The sequence below is a fragment of the Helicobacter ganmani genome (assembly GCF_003364315.1).
GTDB lineage: Bacteria > Campylobacterota > Campylobacteria > Campylobacterales > Helicobacteraceae > Helicobacter_D > Helicobacter_D ganmani.
Map to the genome: position 1 here is coordinate 14,453 of NZ_NXLS01000002.1, position 18,458 is coordinate 32,910.

At 36.2% G+C, this 18,458-nt stretch carries 18 protein-coding genes; 15 read left to right on the forward strand and 3 right to left on the reverse strand.

Annotated elements, in window-relative coordinates; all coding sequences use genetic code 11:
* Positions 1–54 precede the first annotated feature (54 nt).
* From thrC to nspC, 11 genes are all read left to right on the forward strand, one after another.
* Complete coding sequence (gene thrC, locus CQA43_RS01985; RefSeq protein WP_115550952.1) at positions 55–1,521, forward strand: threonine synthase; 1,467 nt, start codon at positions 55–57, stop codon at positions 1,519–1,521.
* 10 nt (positions 1,522–1,531) lie between these two features.
* Positions 1,532–2,428, forward strand: coding sequence for a glycine--tRNA ligase subunit alpha (gene glyQ, locus CQA43_RS01990; protein WP_115550953.1), 897 nt, complete (start codon positions 1,532–1,534; stop codon positions 2,426–2,428).
* Positions 2,415–3,152 carry a Nif3-like dinuclear metal center hexameric protein gene (locus CQA43_RS01995; protein ID WP_115550954.1) on the forward strand — a complete coding sequence of 246 codons (738 nt, stop codon included), beginning with the start codon at positions 2,415–2,417 and terminating at the stop codon, positions 3,150–3,152. Before glyQ ends, CQA43_RS01995 begins: the two co-directional genes overlap by 14 nt.
* Positions 3,153–3,176: 24 nt before the next feature.
* Positions 3,177–3,890, forward strand: coding sequence for a zinc ribbon domain-containing protein (locus tag CQA43_RS02000; protein ID WP_115550955.1), 714 nt, complete (start codon positions 3,177–3,179; stop codon positions 3,888–3,890).
* Between the two features lie 6 nt (positions 3,891–3,896).
* A complete protein-coding gene (gene waaA / locus CQA43_RS02005; protein WP_115550956.1) occupies positions 3,897–5,156 on the forward strand; it encodes a lipid IV(A) 3-deoxy-D-manno-octulosonic acid transferase in 1,260 nt (419 codons plus the stop codon).
* Between the two features lie 77 nt (positions 5,157–5,233).
* Positions 5,234–5,980, forward strand: coding sequence for a pseudouridine synthase family protein (locus tag CQA43_RS02010; RefSeq protein ID WP_115551236.1), 747 nt, complete (start codon positions 5,234–5,236; stop codon positions 5,978–5,980).
* A 111-nt stretch (positions 5,981–6,091) separates the two neighbouring features.
* A complete protein-coding gene (locus CQA43_RS02015; RefSeq protein WP_115550957.1) occupies positions 6,092–7,042 on the forward strand; it encodes a methylenetetrahydrofolate reductase in 951 nt (316 codons plus the stop codon).
* 177 nt (positions 7,043–7,219) lie between these two features.
* Positions 7,220–8,185, forward strand: a complete 966-nt coding sequence (locus tag CQA43_RS02020) for a YeiH family protein (protein WP_245944193.1) — start codon at positions 7,220–7,222, stop codon at positions 8,183–8,185.
* 21 nt (positions 8,186–8,206) lie between these two features.
* The gene (locus CQA43_RS02025; RefSeq protein ID WP_115550959.1) at positions 8,207–9,370 is read left to right on the forward strand and encodes an FtsW/RodA/SpoVE family cell cycle protein; all 1,164 of its coding nucleotides are present in this window, start codon (positions 8,207–8,209) and stop codon (positions 9,368–9,370) included.
* A 19-nt stretch (positions 9,371–9,389) separates the two neighbouring features.
* Complete coding sequence (locus tag CQA43_RS02030; protein WP_115550960.1) at positions 9,390–10,136, forward strand: 3'-5' exonuclease; 747 nt, start codon at positions 9,390–9,392, stop codon at positions 10,134–10,136.
* 13 nt (positions 10,137–10,149) lie between these two features.
* Positions 10,150–11,409: a carboxynorspermidine decarboxylase gene (gene nspC / locus CQA43_RS02035; protein WP_115550961.1), complete on the forward strand. Its 1,260-nt coding sequence runs from the start codon at positions 10,150–10,152 to the stop codon at positions 11,407–11,409.
* A gap of 27 nt (positions 11,410–11,436) precedes the next feature.
* Here the strand turns inward: nspC and CQA43_RS02040 are convergent, their stop codons facing one another.
* The 3 genes from CQA43_RS02040 to CQA43_RS02050 all read right to left on the reverse strand — a co-directional run bounded on the left by CQA43_RS02040 (position 11,437) and on the right by CQA43_RS02050 (position 12,801).
* Positions 11,437–11,724, reverse strand: coding sequence for a hypothetical protein (locus CQA43_RS02040; protein WP_115550962.1), 288 nt, complete (start codon positions 11,722–11,724; stop codon positions 11,437–11,439).
* 10 nt (positions 11,725–11,734) lie between these two features.
* Positions 11,735–12,118: a hypothetical protein gene (locus CQA43_RS02045; RefSeq protein WP_115550963.1), complete on the reverse strand. Its 384-nt coding sequence runs from the start codon at positions 12,116–12,118 to the stop codon at positions 11,735–11,737.
* 131 nt (positions 12,119–12,249) lie between these two features.
* Positions 12,250–12,801, reverse strand: a complete 552-nt coding sequence (locus CQA43_RS02050) for a PepSY domain-containing protein (RefSeq protein WP_115550964.1) — start codon at positions 12,799–12,801, stop codon at positions 12,250–12,252.
* Between the two features lie 120 nt (positions 12,802–12,921).
* Between CQA43_RS02050 and CQA43_RS02055 the strand changes: the two genes are divergently transcribed.
* From CQA43_RS02055 to CQA43_RS02070, 4 genes are read left to right on the forward strand one after another with little or no spacing between them, the layout of a single operon-like run.
* Entirely contained in the window at positions 12,922–14,748 is a 1,827-nt protein-coding gene (locus CQA43_RS02055; protein WP_115550965.1) for an extracellular solute-binding protein, read from the forward strand.
* A 10-nt stretch (positions 14,749–14,758) separates the two neighbouring features.
* Positions 14,759–15,796, forward strand: a complete 1,038-nt coding sequence (gene yejB, locus CQA43_RS02060; RefSeq protein ID WP_115550966.1) for a microcin C ABC transporter permease YejB — start codon at positions 14,759–14,761, stop codon at positions 15,794–15,796.
* Position 15,797: 1 nt separating this feature from the next.
* Positions 15,798–16,838: an ABC transporter permease gene (locus CQA43_RS02065; RefSeq protein ID WP_115550967.1), complete on the forward strand. Its 1,041-nt coding sequence runs from the start codon at positions 15,798–15,800 to the stop codon at positions 16,836–16,838.
* On the forward strand, positions 16,835–18,409 hold the full coding sequence (locus CQA43_RS02070) for a dipeptide ABC transporter ATP-binding protein (protein WP_115550968.1): 1,575 nt from the start codon (positions 16,835–16,837) through the stop codon (positions 18,407–18,409). The genes CQA43_RS02065 and CQA43_RS02070 overlap by 4 nt, the downstream gene beginning before the upstream one ends.
* Positions 18,410–18,458 lie beyond the last annotated feature (49 nt).

Consider the following 18,458-nt stretch of genomic DNA (forward strand, 5'->3'; position numbering starts at 1 on the left):
ACAAATTTTGTCTTGATTTGCTAAAATACGCAAATTTATTTACAAAGGATTTGCGTGCAAACACAACATTTCATCGGAACACGTGGGGGACAAGACTTAGCATTTACCTTTAAAGATGCAGTTTTAAATCCTAATGCTGCATTTGGGGGGCTTTATACAGCCAAAAAATTACCAAAATTTGACGAAGATGTAATTAAAGAATTCAGTCAGCTAACTTATGAGGAATTAACACAAGAGATTTTTCATCGTTTAGGGCTTAATGTGCATAAAGAACTCTTAGAGGAAGCACTTAGCCTTTATGAAGATTTTGACAATTCTACCACTCCAGCACCCCTTTATTCTGTGCATCCTTATCTCAATATCCAAAAGCTTTATTGCGGACCTACGCGTGCCTTTAAAGATATGGCATTGCAACCATTTGGAGTTTTGTTTGGCGGTTTTTTAAGAGAATCCAAAAAAGAAACTGATTACCTTATTTTGGTAGCAACTAGTGGCGATACAGGACCTGCAACTTTGCAAAGCTTTGCCAATAAGCCGCAGATTAAAGTTGTCTGCATTTACCCAGAGGGTGGGACAAGTGAAGTGCAGCGACTACAAATGACGACTATTAATGCAGAAAACATAAAGGTTTTTGGCATTAAAGGAGATTTTGATGAGGCACAAACCTTGCTTAAAGATCTGCTTAAAGACCCAAGATTTAATGCGATTTTAAAATCCAAAAACATTGCTTTAAGTGCCGCAAATAGCGTCAATTTTGGTAGAATTGCATTTCAAATTATTTATCATGTTTATGCAAGCTTGCAAATCTTTAAAATCAATCATCAAAAAATTCATATTATCGTCCCAAGCGGTAACTTTGGTAATGCTTTGGGGGCATTTTATGCAAAACTAATGGGATTCCCAATTGAACGCATTTGGATTGCGTCTAATGCCAACAATGTTTTAACGGAGTTTATTAAAACAGGCGTTTATGACATTTCAGAAAAATCCTTGCAAAAAACCTATTCACCCGCAATGGACATTCTAAAAAGCTCCAACATTGAACGCATATTATTTACTTTATTTGACGCACAACGCACAAGAGAGCTTATGGAATCACTAGAACAAAATGGTAAATATAGCCTAACTAAAGAAGAGCTTGCGTGGGTACAAACTTACTTTAGTGCCACAAGTTGTGATGATAATTACTGCCTCAATATAATGAAAACTTACGCCCAAAAAGGCTATATCCTAGACCCGCATACGGCTTGCGGATTCAAAGCATTTGAGGAAATCAAAGTTAAATTTCCAAACACTCCTTGTGTGCTTTGCTCCACTGCAGAATGGACAAAATTTGCTCCCACATTAGCTAAAGCACTAGATTTGGGAGATTTAAGCGACAAAGACGCGTTAGAGCAAATTTCTAAAGCCTATAAAATCAATATTCCAAAACAAATCTTTACACTCTTTAATCAACAAGAAGTTCATAAGGAGGTTTTCAGTAAAGAAGTTTTAGGTGAAAAAATTCTAGAATGGCTATAAGGAATCTTTAATGCTATATTTCTCTGATTTACTTTTAAAATTACAACAATTTTGGCGCGAACAAAATTGCCTCATTATCCAACCTTATGATATTCCCGCAGGTGCAGGCACTTTTCACCCAGCTACTATGCTTAGAAGTTTGGATTCTAAACCTTGGAGTGTAGCTTATGTTGCACCTTCTCGTCGTCCTACAGATGGACGCTATGGAGAGAATCCTAATCGCCTAGGCAGTTATTATCAATTTCAAGTGCTCATCAAGCCAAGCCCAAACAACATTCAAGAATTATATTTAAAAAGCTTAGAATATTTAGGCTTGAATCTCAAAAACCACGATGTGCGATTCGTAGAAGATAATTGGGAATCTCCAACGCTTGGGGCTTGGGGCTTAGGTTGGGAAGTTTGGCTAGATGGTATGGAAGTAACACAATTTACTTATTTTCAACAAGTTGGAGGGATTCCTTGCGACCCTGTGGCTGTTGAAATCACCTATGGAACAGAGAGATTGGCAATGTATCTACAAGGCATAGAAAATGTCTTTGAAATTGCTTGGAATGAAAATTATACCTATGCAGATGTGCATTTAGAGGGTGAATATGAATTTTCAAAATACAATTTTGAAGTCGCAGATACCGCAATGCTCTTTGAATTTTTTGCCAAAATGCAACAAGAGGGAAGCCGTGCGTTAGAAGCGGGATTACCTCTGCCTGCTTATGATTGCGCTATGCTTGCAAGCCATTTATTCAATGTATTAGACGCACGCAAAGCAATTTCTGCAACAGAGAGGCAAAATTATATTTTAAAAATCCGCGAACTCTCTAAATCTTGCGCAACTCTCTATAAAGAGCAAGAATCCTTGCGTCAAGAGCGTCTCAAACTTGCAAAGCAAAAATCCAATGAAACAGCATAATCTTGCTACCATTCTAAATTTTTTGGACACCTTAAGTCCTTTTGCCCTGCAAGAATCTTGGGATAATTCTGGATTGATTCTAGGCACACCACAACACAATTTTGAAAAAATTTATTTAAGCTTAGAAGTAACAGAATCTATATTAGAACAAATGGAGCGAGATTCTTTACTTATCACGCACCACCCATTGATTTTTAATCCACTTAAAACATTAGTTTTTGAGGATTACCCTGCTAAACTTTTACGATTAGCCATTTTAAAAAACATTCAGCTCGTTGCAATGCACACGAATTTCGATAAAACACATTTTGGCAAATATATTGTCCAAGAGATTCTAAAAATCCAAGAATTTGAACAACAAGATTTTGTTGTTTATTTTCAATGGAGAGGCACTTTGGAATCTCTTTGTGCGCATATCAAAAACAAACTTTCTCTCAAACAACTAAAAATTACAGAATCACAGAATTTGCATTGCCAAAATATTGCTCTTGTTACAGGCAGTGGTGGGGGATTCGTGCGCCATCTTGCTAAGATAGATTGTCTCATTACGGGAGACATAAAATACCACGAAGCAATGGAAGCCATTATGCGCAATTTTCATCTTATAGATTGCGGACATTATGAATTAGAGCATTATTTTGGAAAAATTTTATTGCCTCTTTTGACAAATCAAGGCTATAAAGCTATAATTTTAGATTCGCAAAATCCCTTTAATTTTGTCTAAATTTTTAACCTTTGGAGCTATGATATGAACAAGCATTTAAGTCAATTAATTGAAATTGCAAATCTTGATAAAGAAATTGATTCTTTTGAGCCTCGCATTAAAGAAGCAAAAAAAGAACTCAATTGCATTGAGGAAGAAGAAGAATCCCTTAAGCACGAAGTGGAAGAACTTGAAAGTGCTTCACGTGATATTTCACTTTCTATTGCCAAAAATGAAAATCATTTGGAAGATCTATCGCTCAAACTAGAAGAAATCGCAAACAAAGCTAAACTAATTAAAACAGAAAAAGAAAGTAAAGCCTTAAGCCTAGAAGAAGAATTAGCTAAAGAACAAATCACTTTTGCCAATGAAGAAATTGCTCGCTTAAATACATTGATAGAATCCAAAAAAGATTCTATTGATACTTTAAAAGAAAAAATCAATACTTTACAAATCCATCAGAAAGAAATTGCCCAAAAAGTAGAGGCAGAGGTTGAACAAGTTAAAGAAGAGCAGAAAAAAGTCTTTACTCAAAAAGAATTGCTTGTCAGTAAAATGGACCAAAAAATTATTTCATTCTATGAAAAAATACGCAAATGGGCAAAAAATACGAGTGTCGTGCCTATTACGCGCCAAGCGTGTGGCGGTTGTTTCATTCGCATTAATGACAAAATCTATTCTGATGTGATTCGTTCAGACGATATTATCACCTGCCCACATTGCGGTAGAATCCTTTATTTTCAAGAAGAAAACGCATAATAAAGAATGAAATGTTTTATCGGCATTTATTATTTTATGCTGTGTATTGCGCATTTTTGTGCTATACCTTTTTTATATTTTTTAAGCTTTAAACCAAAATATCGCTTTTCTCTTAAAAAACGTTTTTTTATTCCAGATTCTTTGTTTCCAGACGCAATGGGATTCAAAATCCATTGGCTGCACGCCTGTTCGTTTGGAGAAGTCAAATCTCTACAAGTCATCATAAAATCTCTTAGCAAACAACTTTCAAATAGCGAAAAAATTTTGCTCACTACGACGACACAAACAGGCTTTTATTTGGCATGCAAACTTTATCCGCAATGCCTTGTGCGTTATTTGCCTTTTGAGACTCTGATTCCCTTTTGGCTACACAAAATCACCCTTGCAAGTTTAACTTTAGTAGAAGCGGATCTTTGGCTAATGCCCTTAGTATGCGCAAAATCAAAAGGAGCGCAAACTTTTTTGATTAATGCAAGAATTTCTCAACATTCCTTTCCAAGCTATCAAAAATTCCGATTCTTTTATCGCAGACTCTTTAGCCTCATTCATCAAATATTTTGCCAAACGCGTTTGGATAAAGAACGACTTGAAACATTAGGAGCTAAAAATATTAATGTTTTAGGGAATCTAAAGTTAGCTGAGATTCCACAGGTTACCACCCATTATTCTTGCCCCAAACAACCTTTATGGGTTATTGCTAGCACGCATCACAAGCACAATCAAAGTGAAGAAGTTTTGATTTTAGAAGCGATTTTGGAAGCTTTTTTCAAAAAAGAGGGTTTTATCCATTATACAGAATCCACTCCGCATTTTTTGTTTGCTCCCCGCCACCCAGAAAGGTGTTTGGAGGTAGAAAGGCAGTTAAATCAAATTTTGGATTCCTATGCTTTACCTCATCTCACTAAAACTTCAGAATTAGGGATACAAGAAGCTCTCAACACCCCCTTTATCCTATTGGATTCTTTAGGAGAACTCCATAATCTTTATGCGGTTGCGCAGGGGGTTATCTTAGGAGGAAGTTTTTTAAAAAGTATTGGGGGGCACAATCCAATAGAGCCTGCCTTTTTTCAAACCAAACTGATTAGCGGACCTTATATTTTTAACCAAAAAGCCCTATTTGCAAGCCTTCAAAACTATACTTTATGCAAGATTCAAAGCCTCTCCAAAGTTTTGCAAAAACACGAAATCCTAAAATCTGCAAAGATTACCAAGAAATTCAATTCCTCAAGCATTATTCAAGCCATTTTATCCACAAAGGATTCCTAGTGAAAAATCAAAAATCCCAAAAAATACAAACGCCTAAGCTAACCAAATCAAACCCGCAAAGCAATCCCAAGATTCCAATCAATGCGCAAAAAGCTTATAAACTTTTAAGCCTACAAGAAAATATTTCTAATAACGAAGCTAAAAATCTTATTGATAGAGGACTTGTAAGCATTAATGGTAAAAAACTACGCATTGCACGCGCACTTCTTGCACCTCAAACAAAATTCAAAATTCAAACCCCCAATAAGATAATTGAAATTTTTAGAGATTCGCAAATCTTAGCCCTTGAAAAGCCTGCATTTTTAACGAGTGAGGAGATTGCTAGCTCTTATCCAGAATGGGTTTTACTCCATAGGCTAGACAAAGAAACGAGTGGCATTTTATTGCTTGTGAAAAATCAAAGCGCATTCCATTTAAAAGCAAAAGAATCTTTCAAACAAATGCAAGTCAAAAAGCATTATATCGCCATTGTGGAGGGTATCATAGAGGAAGAATGCGAAATTACAGCCCCTCTACTCATCAAAAAAGGAAAATTTGCTAGAGTTACGATTGGCAAAAAAGGCGAGGGACACAAGGCAATCACACGAATTCGTCCTCTAGAAATTTCTGGCAAAAAAACCAAAATAGCCGTGGAGATTCAAACAGGCAAAACTCATCAAATCCGTGTGCATTTAGCACATCTTAAGCATCCGATTGTAGGCGATACATTTTATGGGGCAAAACCCGCTAATCGTATCTTGCTACACGCCGAATCCATTGCGCTTTTAGACTACAATTTCACTTGCCCTCCGCCAAAAGAATTTATTTTTATGGATAATGTATAAGATTCCGCAAGCCTAAATATTTAAAATTTATAAATTCAACTTGTATTTATAAATTTTTGATACAATTTCTCTTTAAAACATTATTCATTTATAATCAATTTAGGAACTCTTATGTATCAAACTTCCAATCATTCACTCGCAAATTCTCCTTTCTTGAGTACGCAAATAGAATCTTTTATCCAAAGACTAACCCAACAAGACAAATGCTTCACTTACGAATTTTCTGCTCCTGCTAGTTTTGACCTTGAGCCACTTTTTGACGCATTACATCAAGCACAATTTCTTAATAAACTAGACGCATTTATCTGCACAGATTCTCCTTTGGGCAAACTCAAACACAGCGCAATTTTGGCAAGTTTTAAGCTCCAAAACACCTTTAAGATTCCAAGCATTACAACAATTTCTATGCGAGATAAAAACACGCTTGCTTTACAAAGCGATATTTTAGGAATGAATAGCCTTGACTTACGGATGATTCTAGCATTGACAGGAGACCCTTTGCGGCTTGGCAACCAACCGCAAGCTAAAGGAGTTTTTGAGGGAAATAGCCTCTTGCTTCTTAGAATCATTGAAGCACTCAATCAACAAAGGGATATTAATGGTACTGCGCTAAGTGGCAATTCTAAGCCCATTTACCCTTTTTGTGTCTTAAACTCCTATGCAAACAAAAAAGAGAATCTTTACCGCAAAATGCAAGAAAAAATCCAAAATGGTGCGCAAGCTATTTTTACTCAACCTATTTATGACTTAAATATCGCGCAAGAACTCTTAGAATGGTGTGAAAAAATCAATGCACACAATGATACAAAATGCGCGTTAGTCTTTGGATTCTTTCCTATTTTTTCCTACAAAACTGCTTTATTTTTACATCATAAATTACCCGGCGTATTCGTCCCTATGGCTTTGCTTGAAGAGATGCAAAAAGCAAACAAACAAAATACAGAATCGCAAGTGGGATTAGAAAAAAGCCAAACATTGTTTTCAAATCTTTATCAATTGCACCAAAAATTTCACTTTATGAGTGCAAATAAACCCCATTTGATTGCAAAAATTATTTGCTAAAAGAGAAATAAAAATTATTCAAGTTTTTAGAGAGAATTTGCTACACTTTAATGTTTATTTTGACAAAAATATTATAAAAATTCTAAATTTTTAAGGTTTAAAATGTCTCAAATCACACAATCATTGAAAAATCAAAGAATAAAAACTTTTTTTTGCGAATGGTTAAATGGTTTTATATTGGTACTTTTAGTGAGCTTAGCAAGCTATTACACTGCATCTTTACCCTTTATGTCAAAACTCCATTTATCGCCCTTAATCATTGGTGTTGTGCTTGGAATCCTAGCTTCTCCTCTTTTTAGGCAAGCCCAAAAGACTTGCGACAAAGCAATCGTCTTTAGTGCCAAAAAACTTCTAAGGCTTGGCATTATTCTTTATGGCTTTAATATAACACTGCAAAGTATTGTTTTTGTGGGCTTCAATGGAATCCTCTTAAGCCTTGTCGTTGTGGTTTTTATTCTTGCCATTGGTTATTTTATTGGTGTTAAACTTTTAAAACTAGACAAAGAAATCACTATTTTAGTGAGCGGGGGAAGCGCAATTTGTGGTGCGGCGGCAGTTTTAGCATTAGAATCCTCCTTAAAATCCGAACCATACAAAGGAATCATTGCCGTAGGAACGGTTGTTATTTTTGGGCTTGTAGGAATGTTCTTATATCCTCTCCTTTATGCTTTGGGATTCATTCCTCTAAGCTTAACGCAGGAGGGTTATTATATTGGACTAACCCTACATGAACTAGCAAATGTTGTAGGTGCTGGGGGAGCGATTGCGCAAGAAACACAAGAAATTGCCTTGATTGTAAAAATGATTCGTGTCTTATTGCTTGTTGCTGTCTTACTTATCATTCCTTATTTCTTTGCAGAAAGCCAAGAGGGAGGCAAAAGAAAATTACACATTCCTTGGTTTGCATTTTGGTTCTTGGGAGTCGTCCTTATACATTCGCTAATAGCCTTACCGACTGAAATTGTTTTTATCTTAAGATTTCTTTCGGGATTCTTTTTGGTTATGGCAATGAGCGCATTAGGACTTCAAGTAGATTTGAAAAAATTTCTTGAATTTGGTGGCAAGGCTTTTGTCTTGGCATTTATTTTGTTTGGGATTCTTACTTTTGGAGGATTCTTTCTTGTTTATTATTTTATTCCATAATTCAAAAATTAAGAGATAGTAATGGTTGATCGCCCATTATTTATTATTAGCGCAAGCCTCATTACGATTGGCATTATTTTTTCTTATTCTCTCTCCTCTTTTGCGATTCTATATTATGATTATGGAGAATTTCACTTTGTTTTGCGCCAGCTGATTGCCGGAATTCTTGGCATTATGTTAATGTGGGGAATCTCTCGTTGCAATCCTGATAATTTTATCCTGTGGTTTGGCTTTTCTTTATTTTTTGGCGGAATCTTTTTAATGTTTATTATGCATTTTTTACCTGAAAGTCTTGCAACAAGTGCCGGAGGAGCAAAGCGTTGGATTCGCTTGCCTTTCTTTTCTCTTGCGCCCGTAGAATTTTTTAAGATTGGATTTATTATTTTTTTAGCTTGGAGTTTCGCACGCAAATTCTCTTTATTGGAGCAAAAAACTCTAAAAGAGGAATTTATCACTTTCTTGCCTTATGTGGCAGTCTTTTTGATTGCAGTCTATTTAATTGCGATTTTGCAAAATGACTTGGGACAAATCGTGCTTTTAGGCGCAACTTTAGCCCTAATGATGACTTTTGCAGGCTCGTCTTTTAAGTTATTTCTTTATCTTTTAAGCGGAGCATTTGCACTTTTTATTCTTGTAATTATCACAAGCACACATCGTATTATGCGCATTAAAGCTTGGTGGGCTGGGACACAAGACTTAATCCTTTCCTTTTTCCCTCAATCCATTGCAAATTCCTTACGCGTTGAGAATCTACCTGAACCCTATCAGATTCAACATTCCCTTAACGCAATTGCAAATGGAGGAATCTTGGGCGAAGGCTTAGGAAATGGCTTAATTAAACTAGGATTCTTAAGTGAAGTGCATACCGATGTAATTCTAGCTGGAATTGCAGAAGAAATTGGTTTTGTGGGGTTGCTTTGCATTAGCTTGCTTTTTGTTGCACTTCTCTTTCGGATTCTTAAAATCGCGAATCGTTGCGAAAATACAATGTATTATTTATTTTGTTCTGGAGTCGCAGTTCTTTTAGGATTCTCCTTTTTAATCAATGCCTTTGGAATCTCTGGATTAATTCCTATTAAAGGAATTGCTGTTCCTTTTTTAAGCTATGGCGGAAGTTCAATTTTGGCTACAAGCATTATGATAGGTATGGTTCTTTCTATCAGCAAAAAAGCCAAAATGTCCTAAGCAAAAACGATAAATAAAAATGCCAAAACAATACGATAAAATTATTTCAAAACTACAAAAACGTCCTTTAAGCCACAATGAATTTTTATCACTACTTTCTGAAGTAGCAGGTTTGTTTGGAGAAAGTGCAAGCGAGCTTGAAATTATCAAAGGAAGTGGAATCCCGCTTGTATTTGCGCACGACAAAGTCTATTTTCGCCCTAGCCTAACCCCCATAAAATCAGAATCTTTTTGCATCATAGATATTGAAACAAATGGACACAATCCTTTGATTCATCGCCCCATTGAAATTGGAGCTATAAAGTTTCACAATGGAAAAATTATAGAAACTTTTGAATCGCTAATTTTTTGTGAGGAAATTCCTGAATATATCACAAAAATCACGGGCATTAATGCTCAAATGTTAAGCAATGCGCCAAAAATTACGAAAGTTTTAGAATCTTTCAAATTATTTTTAGGGGATTCTATCTTTGTCGCACATAATGTAAATTTTGATTACAATTTTCTAAGTCAATCTCTTGCCCATTATGGCTTTGGCTATCTTTATAACACTAAACTCTGCACCATTGAACTTGCCAAAAAAACCCTCCAAGCACCTCGCTATTCTTTAGGATTCTTAAATGAATTCCTCAACATTCATCATCAAAATCTTCATCGCGCATTTCAAGATACAAAAACTACATTGGAAGTCTTTAAAATTTGTTTGCAAAATATTCCTACAAATCTCTATACAAGCAAGGATTTGCTAGAATTTATCAAAACCTAAAAAGGAGCAAACTATGCCAACCCAAGTCAAAGAGTCAAAAACCGCTCAATTCCTAACCCAAAACTATCCTAAAAATTTTGATTCTCTACCAAGCCCTTGCTATGTGCTAGAAGAAGAAAAATTTGAAAAAAATTTGCAATTACTTCAAAAGGTGCAACAAGATAGCGGAGCAAAAATTTTACTAGCACTCAAAGGCTATGCCCTATGGAAAAGCTTTTCTCTTGCAAAACAATATTTAAGTGGAATCACTGCAAGCGGAATCTATGAAGCAAGATTAGGCTATGAGGAATTTGGTAAGGAGATTACAACCTTTAGCCCCTCTTACAAACAAGAGGAAATGCAGGAACTTGTGCAAATCTCAAATCATATTATTTTCAATTCTTTTGCACAATGGCAGACTTTTAAAGGAATCATAGAATCTCAAAATCAACTTAGAGAACGCAAAGGACAGCCAAAGATTGAAGTGGGCTTGCGCGTCAATCCAAAATACAGCGAAGTAAGCCCAGAAATATATAATCCTTGCGTTGAAGGCTCACGACTTGGAATCCCACCAAAAGAATTCAAAAAGGGTGCCAAAAAAATTGGGCTAGATGGCATTAGCGGATTGCATTTTCATACACATTGCGAACAAAATAGTGATGCACTCCAACGCACATTAAAATATTTTATCAAGCATTTTAAGGAGTATATTCCGCAAATGCGCTGGATTAATTTTGGTGGCGGACATCATATCACGCGCAAAGATTATGATATAAATTTGCTTATCCAACTCATTAAGGATTTCAAATCAAAATTCAAAACAGAGGTCTATTTAGAGCCGGGTGAAGCGATTGGTTGGCAATGTGGTTTTCTCATTGGTAGCGTGGTAGATATTGTGCAAAATGGAATCAAAATTGCGATTTTAGATGTCAGTGCTGCGGCACATATGCCTGATTGTCTTGAAATGCCTTACCGCCCAATGGTGCGCAATAGCTTTGAAGCAAAGGCAAACAAAAAACATCATAAGTTAAAACTTAAAGGTAAAATGCCTTATGCTTATCGCTTAGGAGGACCAACCTGTCTTGCGGGAGATGTGATTGGGGATTATAGCTTCAAAGAACCACTAAAAGTTGGCGACCGCTTGATTTTTGAGGATATGGTGCATTATACGATTGTCAAAAATAATACTTTTAATGGGATTCCTTTACCTTGCATTGGTATGTTGCATAAAAATGGAGAATTTGAATTGTTTAAGGAGTTTTCCTATCAAGACTACAAGCAACGCAATAGCTAAGAAACTATATTCTTAGCTTGGCTTTGCTTAAAATGTATTTACAAAAAGTCTTTTGGGATTCTTAACCAATAAAAGCACAAACCACGCAATCAAGCCAACCAATACAACAACTGCGCCAAGCACCGCATCATCACCACTAATGTTTAAAAAGGGTTCTCCCTCATAAGTTGCAAAAACACAATCTACAATCCACATTAGCCCAGCTCCCCAATACATAAGGCTTAAAGTGCCTAATTGCAAATTTTTTTGAGGATTACTTACAAACCAACAAATGCTTGCAATCACTGCTGCGAACAAGGTCATCAACAAACACATTGGATTAACCTTAAACCATTTGGGCTTTAGAAGTAAGATTTGCGGACATTTTATCCGCACAAATAATCATCACAATCCAAATCGTAGTAATCAATGCAACTTGCGCACTACCAATCGTCAAAATTTCATAAATCATTGCTTGTGTATCTTCTGGAGAACTCATTGCAGTCAGAAAAGGAGGATAAGCAACAATCTCACCATGCCAAATATGCTCAATAAAAAGCAAAAAAGCACCTCCAAAAAGCATATTAACAAGCCAACTTAATTTTCTACTCCAAGAAATTTTGTGGGAATATTTTTGTACATTTTCATTTGCTTTTTCTTGTTTTAAAATGTTTCTTTTAACCACACTTAAAACACCTGCAGCCACAATAGATTCAACAAAGCACGCCATATCAGCACCTCCAAAGATAATATTAAAGTTAAAAAATAATAAACTAAAATGTCTTAAGATTTAATTATATTTTCAAAAGAAAGTAGTTAGCTTCATTCAGTAAGATTCTTTTGACCTTTGAATAGCGCGGATTAACACACGCTCAGAGCACCTACTATTACACTGATAATGATTCCAGCTAGAATTGTGAAGATTTGAATCCCACGATTTTTCTTGATGTTAAATAAAGTAATCATTAACCCAGAAATATAAAGTAAAATCAAAGTTAAACCAAAACCAATTGCAAGAATATCAAAATACCATTTTGCTTTTGCCTTGTGCAACATAATCATATCGCCAATTAAACTGCGCTCCATAGTCGTAACACTCCAAGTGGAATCCGCATTTTGTTTAATGCTTGCAGAATAATGCACTCCCCCAATCTCTAATGCCCCGCTTTTACTATTCATTTTGGCTTCCAAATTGCTTGGCACTTTTAATTGCGTGCTTTTAAGATACTCTACTAATGCCTGCACTTCTTGCCCTTTTTCTATGTTTTGCACCAAAGTATAAGTTTGCTTTGTTGCACCAAAATCCTGATTAATCCCAGCAATATACAAAATTCCACTTAACGCATACATTAATGCCAAAGGCAAGAAAAATAAACTAAGGTAAATATGGATATTGCGAAATTGTTTTGTCATCTTTAAGACTCCTTTTTAAAAAATAAAATTGAAATATATCACAGAAATATAAAGAAATTGTGAAGAATTCTTAACTTTAATTTGCTAGAATATTTGATTTTAATTTCAATAAGGAAACTTATGCGCATTTTTTTACTTTGCTCCCTTCTCTTTTCTTATTTGCTAGCACAAACTTACAGCGATTCCGCTTTTAGTGCAAATGGTGAAGTAAAATACAAAAATTTCACTTCTTTTGATTATGTCAATCCTAACGCACCCAAAGGAGGACACATTAAACAATATGCCCTTGGAAGTTATGATAGTTTTTATGATTTTTTACTTAAGGGAACAAGTGCAAAAGGGCTTTCGCTCCTTTATGATACCTTAATGGTGCGCTCTTTTGATGAGCCAAGCAGTCAATATGGGCTTGTAGCGAAACAAGTTCAAAGAGCAGAAGACAACACTTTTGTCATTTTTCATTTAGATGAAAATGCACATTTTAACAACGGCAAAGAAGTTACCGCCTTTGATGTGGAGTTTAGTTTCAACACCATCGCAAGGGGAGAAAATCCCTCAATGGTGCGATATTATGCAGATGTTAAAGAAGTCATTGTTGTAGATAAATACACCGTGCGTTTTAATTTTCACAATCCCAACAATCGCGAATTAGCCTTAATTCTTGGGGATTTGCCGATTTTGCCCAAACACTACTACGAAAATACCATTTTAAGCGAAAATCCGCTCAAACTTCCATTAGGAAGCGGACCTTATAAAATAGAATCTTTTGAAGCAGGAAGAAGTGTTACTTATCGGCGCATAGACAATTATTGGGCTAAAAATCACAAAACGCGTGTGGGATATTTCAATTTTGACAAAATTACCTTTGATTACTACAAAGATGACGCTGTAGCCCTAGAAGCTTTTAAATCGGGTAGATACGACTATCGTGAAGAATCTAGTGCAAAAAATTGGGCGGTAGGCTATGAGGGAATTGCACTAAAAAACCAAGATATTCAAAAAATTGAATTACTCCATTCCTTGCCAAGCGGTATGCAAGGATTCGTGTTCAATTTGCGCAAAAATGTTTTCAAAGACAGGCGAGTACGTGAGGCATTAGGGCTTGCATTTGATTTTGAATGGAGCAATAAGAATCTCTTTTTTAATCAATATAGTCGCACAAAAAGTTTTTTTGATAATTCTGAATTTGCAAGTGTTGGGATTCCATTAGGCGCAGAATTAGCAATCTTAGAACCTTATCGCTCCAAGCTTCCACCAGAAGTTTTTACACAAAGTTTTTCCCTTCCTAAGAGCAAAGGCGATGGCAACAACCGCGAAAATCTCAAAAAAGCACAAGCCTTACTCAAAGATGCGGGTTTTATCATCAAAAATGGCAAACTTTATCCACCTACAACGCAATCCAATACAAAAGAGCAGCCTTTTACTTTTGAATTATTGCTTGTGTCTCCCGCAATGGAACGCGTCGCAATTCCTTTTCAGAAAAATCTACAAACCCTAGGAATCACGATGAAAATTCGCATTGTAGATGTCAGTCAATACATTAACCAACTGCGACAATTTGATTACGATATGATTGTCAGCGTTTTTCCTCAAAGTCTCTCTCCTGGCAATGAACAAGCATTTTTTTGGGGTTCAAAGGCAGCAGATTCCGCAGGAAGTTATAATTATATCGGGATTCAAAATGAAGTCGTAGATGCCTTGATTGCGAAAATCATTCAAGCAAAGGATTATCAAGAGTTACTCAACAGCACGCGCGCATTAGACCGCGTATTGTTATGGGAACATTATGTGATTCCACATTTTCACACCAAAACATTCCGCGTTGCTTTTTGGGATTTTTTAGAACACCCTGCAATTACGCCAATTTACAATGTTGGCTTTGAAACTTGGTGGGTCAATCCAAGCAAGCTAGAAAAACTGCAGATGAAATATCCAAGCCTTCGTCGCTAAAAGGGAAAATTTGAAACAATACATTTTCAAAAGACTTTTACTGATTATCCCTACATTATTGGGAATTATGACATTAAACTTTTTCATCATTCAAGCAGCACCAGGTGGTCCGGTAGAACAGATGATTGCACGTTTGGAAGGAGTGGGAGGGCAAGGCGAAGTGCAACCTACAAGTGTTTATAAAAATCAAGGCTTAGATGAAGAGATGATTGCCAAAATCAACGCACTTTATGGCTTTGATAAACCCCTCTTAGAGCGATATATTTTAATGCTTAAAAACTATCTTTGTTTTGAATTTGGTAGTAGTTTTTATAAGAATACTGCTGTCATTGACTTACTTTTAGAAAAACTCCCCGTTTCTATTAGTCTAGGGCTTTGGAGCACTTTATTAATTTATTTAATTTCTATTCCACTAGGAATCCAAAAAGCACTCAAAGAGGGAAGCACTTTTGATAGCATTACAAGCACACTCATCATTATCGGGAATGCGATTCCAACCTTTTTATTTGCCCTCATCTTGATTATTTTTTTTGCGGGCGGAACATATTTTAATCTCTTTCCCTTGCGCGGAATCATCGGAGATGATTTTGCAAACTTAAGTTTATTTGGCAAAATCAAAGATTACTTTTGGCATATTACTTTACCTGTTATCTCCCTTAGTATTGGAGGTTTTGCGACTTTAACTCTGCTTTCTAAAAATTCTTTTTTAGAGGAAATTCACAAACAATATGTCCAGCTTGCTTTTGCCAAAGGTTTAAACGAATCTCAAGTGCTTTATCGTCATATTTTTCGTAATGCAATGCTTATTATTATTGCTTCCATTCCCTCTGCGTTGCTTGGAATCTTACTTAGTGGTTCTCTTTTGATTGAAATCATTTTCTCGCTTGATGGCTTGGGACTTTTAGGATATGAGTCCATTATTACGCGAGATTATCCTGTCATCTTTGGCTCACTTTATCTTTTTACGCTTTTTGGCTTGATTGTGGGATTAATCAGTGATTTACTCTACACATTCATAGACCCAAGAATCAATTTCCAGCGGGTTTAAGATGAAAAAAAGAATCCTAAATCAAAGACGATTCCTAGCATTCAAACAAAACAAACGTGCATATTTTTCACTTTGGATTTTTGCTGTGCTTTTTATCATCTGTATGAGTGCAGAATTTATTGCGAACGACAAGCCGCTTTTTGTGCGTTATGCAGGAGCAAACTATTTTCCTTTATTCCATGATTATCCCGAAACGACTTTTGGGGGAGATTTTGAAAGCATTGCAAACTTCAATGATTCCTATTTGCAAGACAAAATTCGCGAAAAAGGTTTTTTTGTTATGCCACTCATTCCTTATGCTTATGATTCTGTGATTTATGATTTACCAACCCCTTCTCCCTCACCCCCAAGCCTCAAGAACCCCTTAGGCACAGATGACTTGGGGCGAGATGTGCTTGCAAGATTACTTTATGGGCTAAAGACTTCCATTTTATTTGGCTTAATTCTCACTTTCTTTAGCTCTATTATCGGGCTTTTTATCGGGGCAATTTGTGGGTATTTTGGAGGCAAAATAGACTTGTTAGGGCAGCGTTTAATTGAGATTTGGAGCGGAATGCCGATTCTTTTTGTATTAATTATTTTTGCGAGCCTATTAGAGCCAAACTTTTGGAGCATTTTATGTGTTATTTTGCTATTTTCTTGGATTGCTCTCGTGCCTTTTGTGCGCGCAGAATTTCTAAAAGTGCGGAATCTTGACTATATTAAAGCTGCCAAAATGCTAGGAGTAAGCCATTTTCGCATTATGCTTTATCATATTTTACCCAATGCGCTTGTCGCGACGATTACCTACTTACCCTTTATTCTTTGTGGGAGCATTACTACTCTAGCTTCCTTAGACTTTTTGGGGCTTGGATTGCCTCCACCAAGTGCAAGTTTGGGCGAAATCCTCTCTCAAGGCAAAAATAACCTCAACGCCCCTTGGCTTGGGTTAAGTGGATTCTTTGCTTTAAGCTTTTTACTTTGTTTGCTCGTCTTTATCGGAGAGGGCTTACGAGACTGCTTAAGGAGTGAAAATATCCTCATCAAGGAAAAAGAACAATGAATCTTTTGCAAGTTCATTCGCTTCAAGTCTCTTTGCAGGGATTCTGCTTACAAAACATTGACTTTAACCTAGAAAAAGGAGAAACTTTAGGAATCGTAGGAGAATCAGGGAGTGGAAAAACTCTCCTTAGTCATTTGATTTTACGATTAATTAAAAATTATGAATTACAAAGCGGAGAGATTCTTTATTTGGGGCAAAATTTACTTGAATGGAAAGAATCACAAATGCAAGCTTTGCGTGGCAAAGAAATCAGCTATATTTTCCAAGAACCCCTAAGCGCACTCAATCCTTTACAAAAAATCAAAAAACAGCTAAGCGAAGCGATTGTCATTCATCACCCAAAAATCAAGCCTCAAGCCTTGCAACAGAAAATTTTGGAATTGCTTGAAAATGTGCATCTTAGCCCAAAAATTTTAGAATCCTATCCTTATGAGCTAAGCGGGGGGCAAAGACAACGCATTTGTATCGCTATTGCCCTTGCCAACTCTCCTAAAATCCTGATTGCCGATGAACCAACTACCGCGCTAGATTCCACAACACAAGCTCAAATTCTCAAGCTTTTGAAAAATTTGCAAGCCAAATTAAACCTTAGCATTCTTTTTATCAGCCATAATCTAGCTGTCGTTTCCAAACTCTGCTCCTCACTTCTTGTGCTGCAAAAAGGCAGAATCGTAGAAAGAGGAACAATAAAAGAAATCTTTGAATCCCCAAAAAATCCTTATACGCAAATGCTCATTCAATCAATGGGATTCCATTACAATCAAGAATCTTATCAGCAAAACACACTTTTAGAGGTTAAAAACCTAAGTGTCCAATATCCAACAAAAAAAAGTTTTTTGGGCAAGACTTTAGAATCTTTTGTCGCTTTAGAGCCTCTTAGTTTTTGCCTAAGAGAAAGGGAAAGTTTGGGAATTATTGGCGAATCAGGAAGTGGCAAAAGTAGCTTAGCCCACGCACTTTGTCGCTTGCTTGAATCCAATATCGTGCAAGGAGAAATGGAATTTTTAGGTGAAAAATTCTTTGCTTTAAAGGGCAAAGAATTGCGCCATTTTAGAAAAAAGATTCAAATCATTTTTCAAGACCCTTTTAGCTCTCTCAATCCCAAAATGAATGTTTTTCAGATTTTACAAGAGGGACTTAAAGCGCACAAAGAATCGTATCAAACCCCACAAATGATTCGGGCAAAAACTATCCAAAGCCTCACAGATGTGGGGCTAGAGGAAAGCTATTTGGAGCGGTATCCTAATGAACTAAGCGGGGGGCAAAGACAGAGAATTAGTATCGCTAGAAGCTTGATTCTGCGCCCAAAAGTGCTAATTTTGGACGAACCCACAAGCGCATTAGACCGCGCTACACAAAATCAAATTTTAACTTTGCTTTTAAATCTTAGCAAGCAATATCATTTAAGCTATCTTTGCATTAGCCACGATTTGAGCGTGATTGCGAGTTTATGCCAAAATGTTTTGGTATTAAAAGAAGGAAAAATGCTTGAATATGGGGCAACAAAAGAGGTTTTCAAATCCCCAAAACACCCTTATGTCCAAACCCTGCTTAAAGCAAGTGAGCTATGAGATTCCGATTGATTCATTACTTCTTTTATTAATTCTTACAAATATTTTT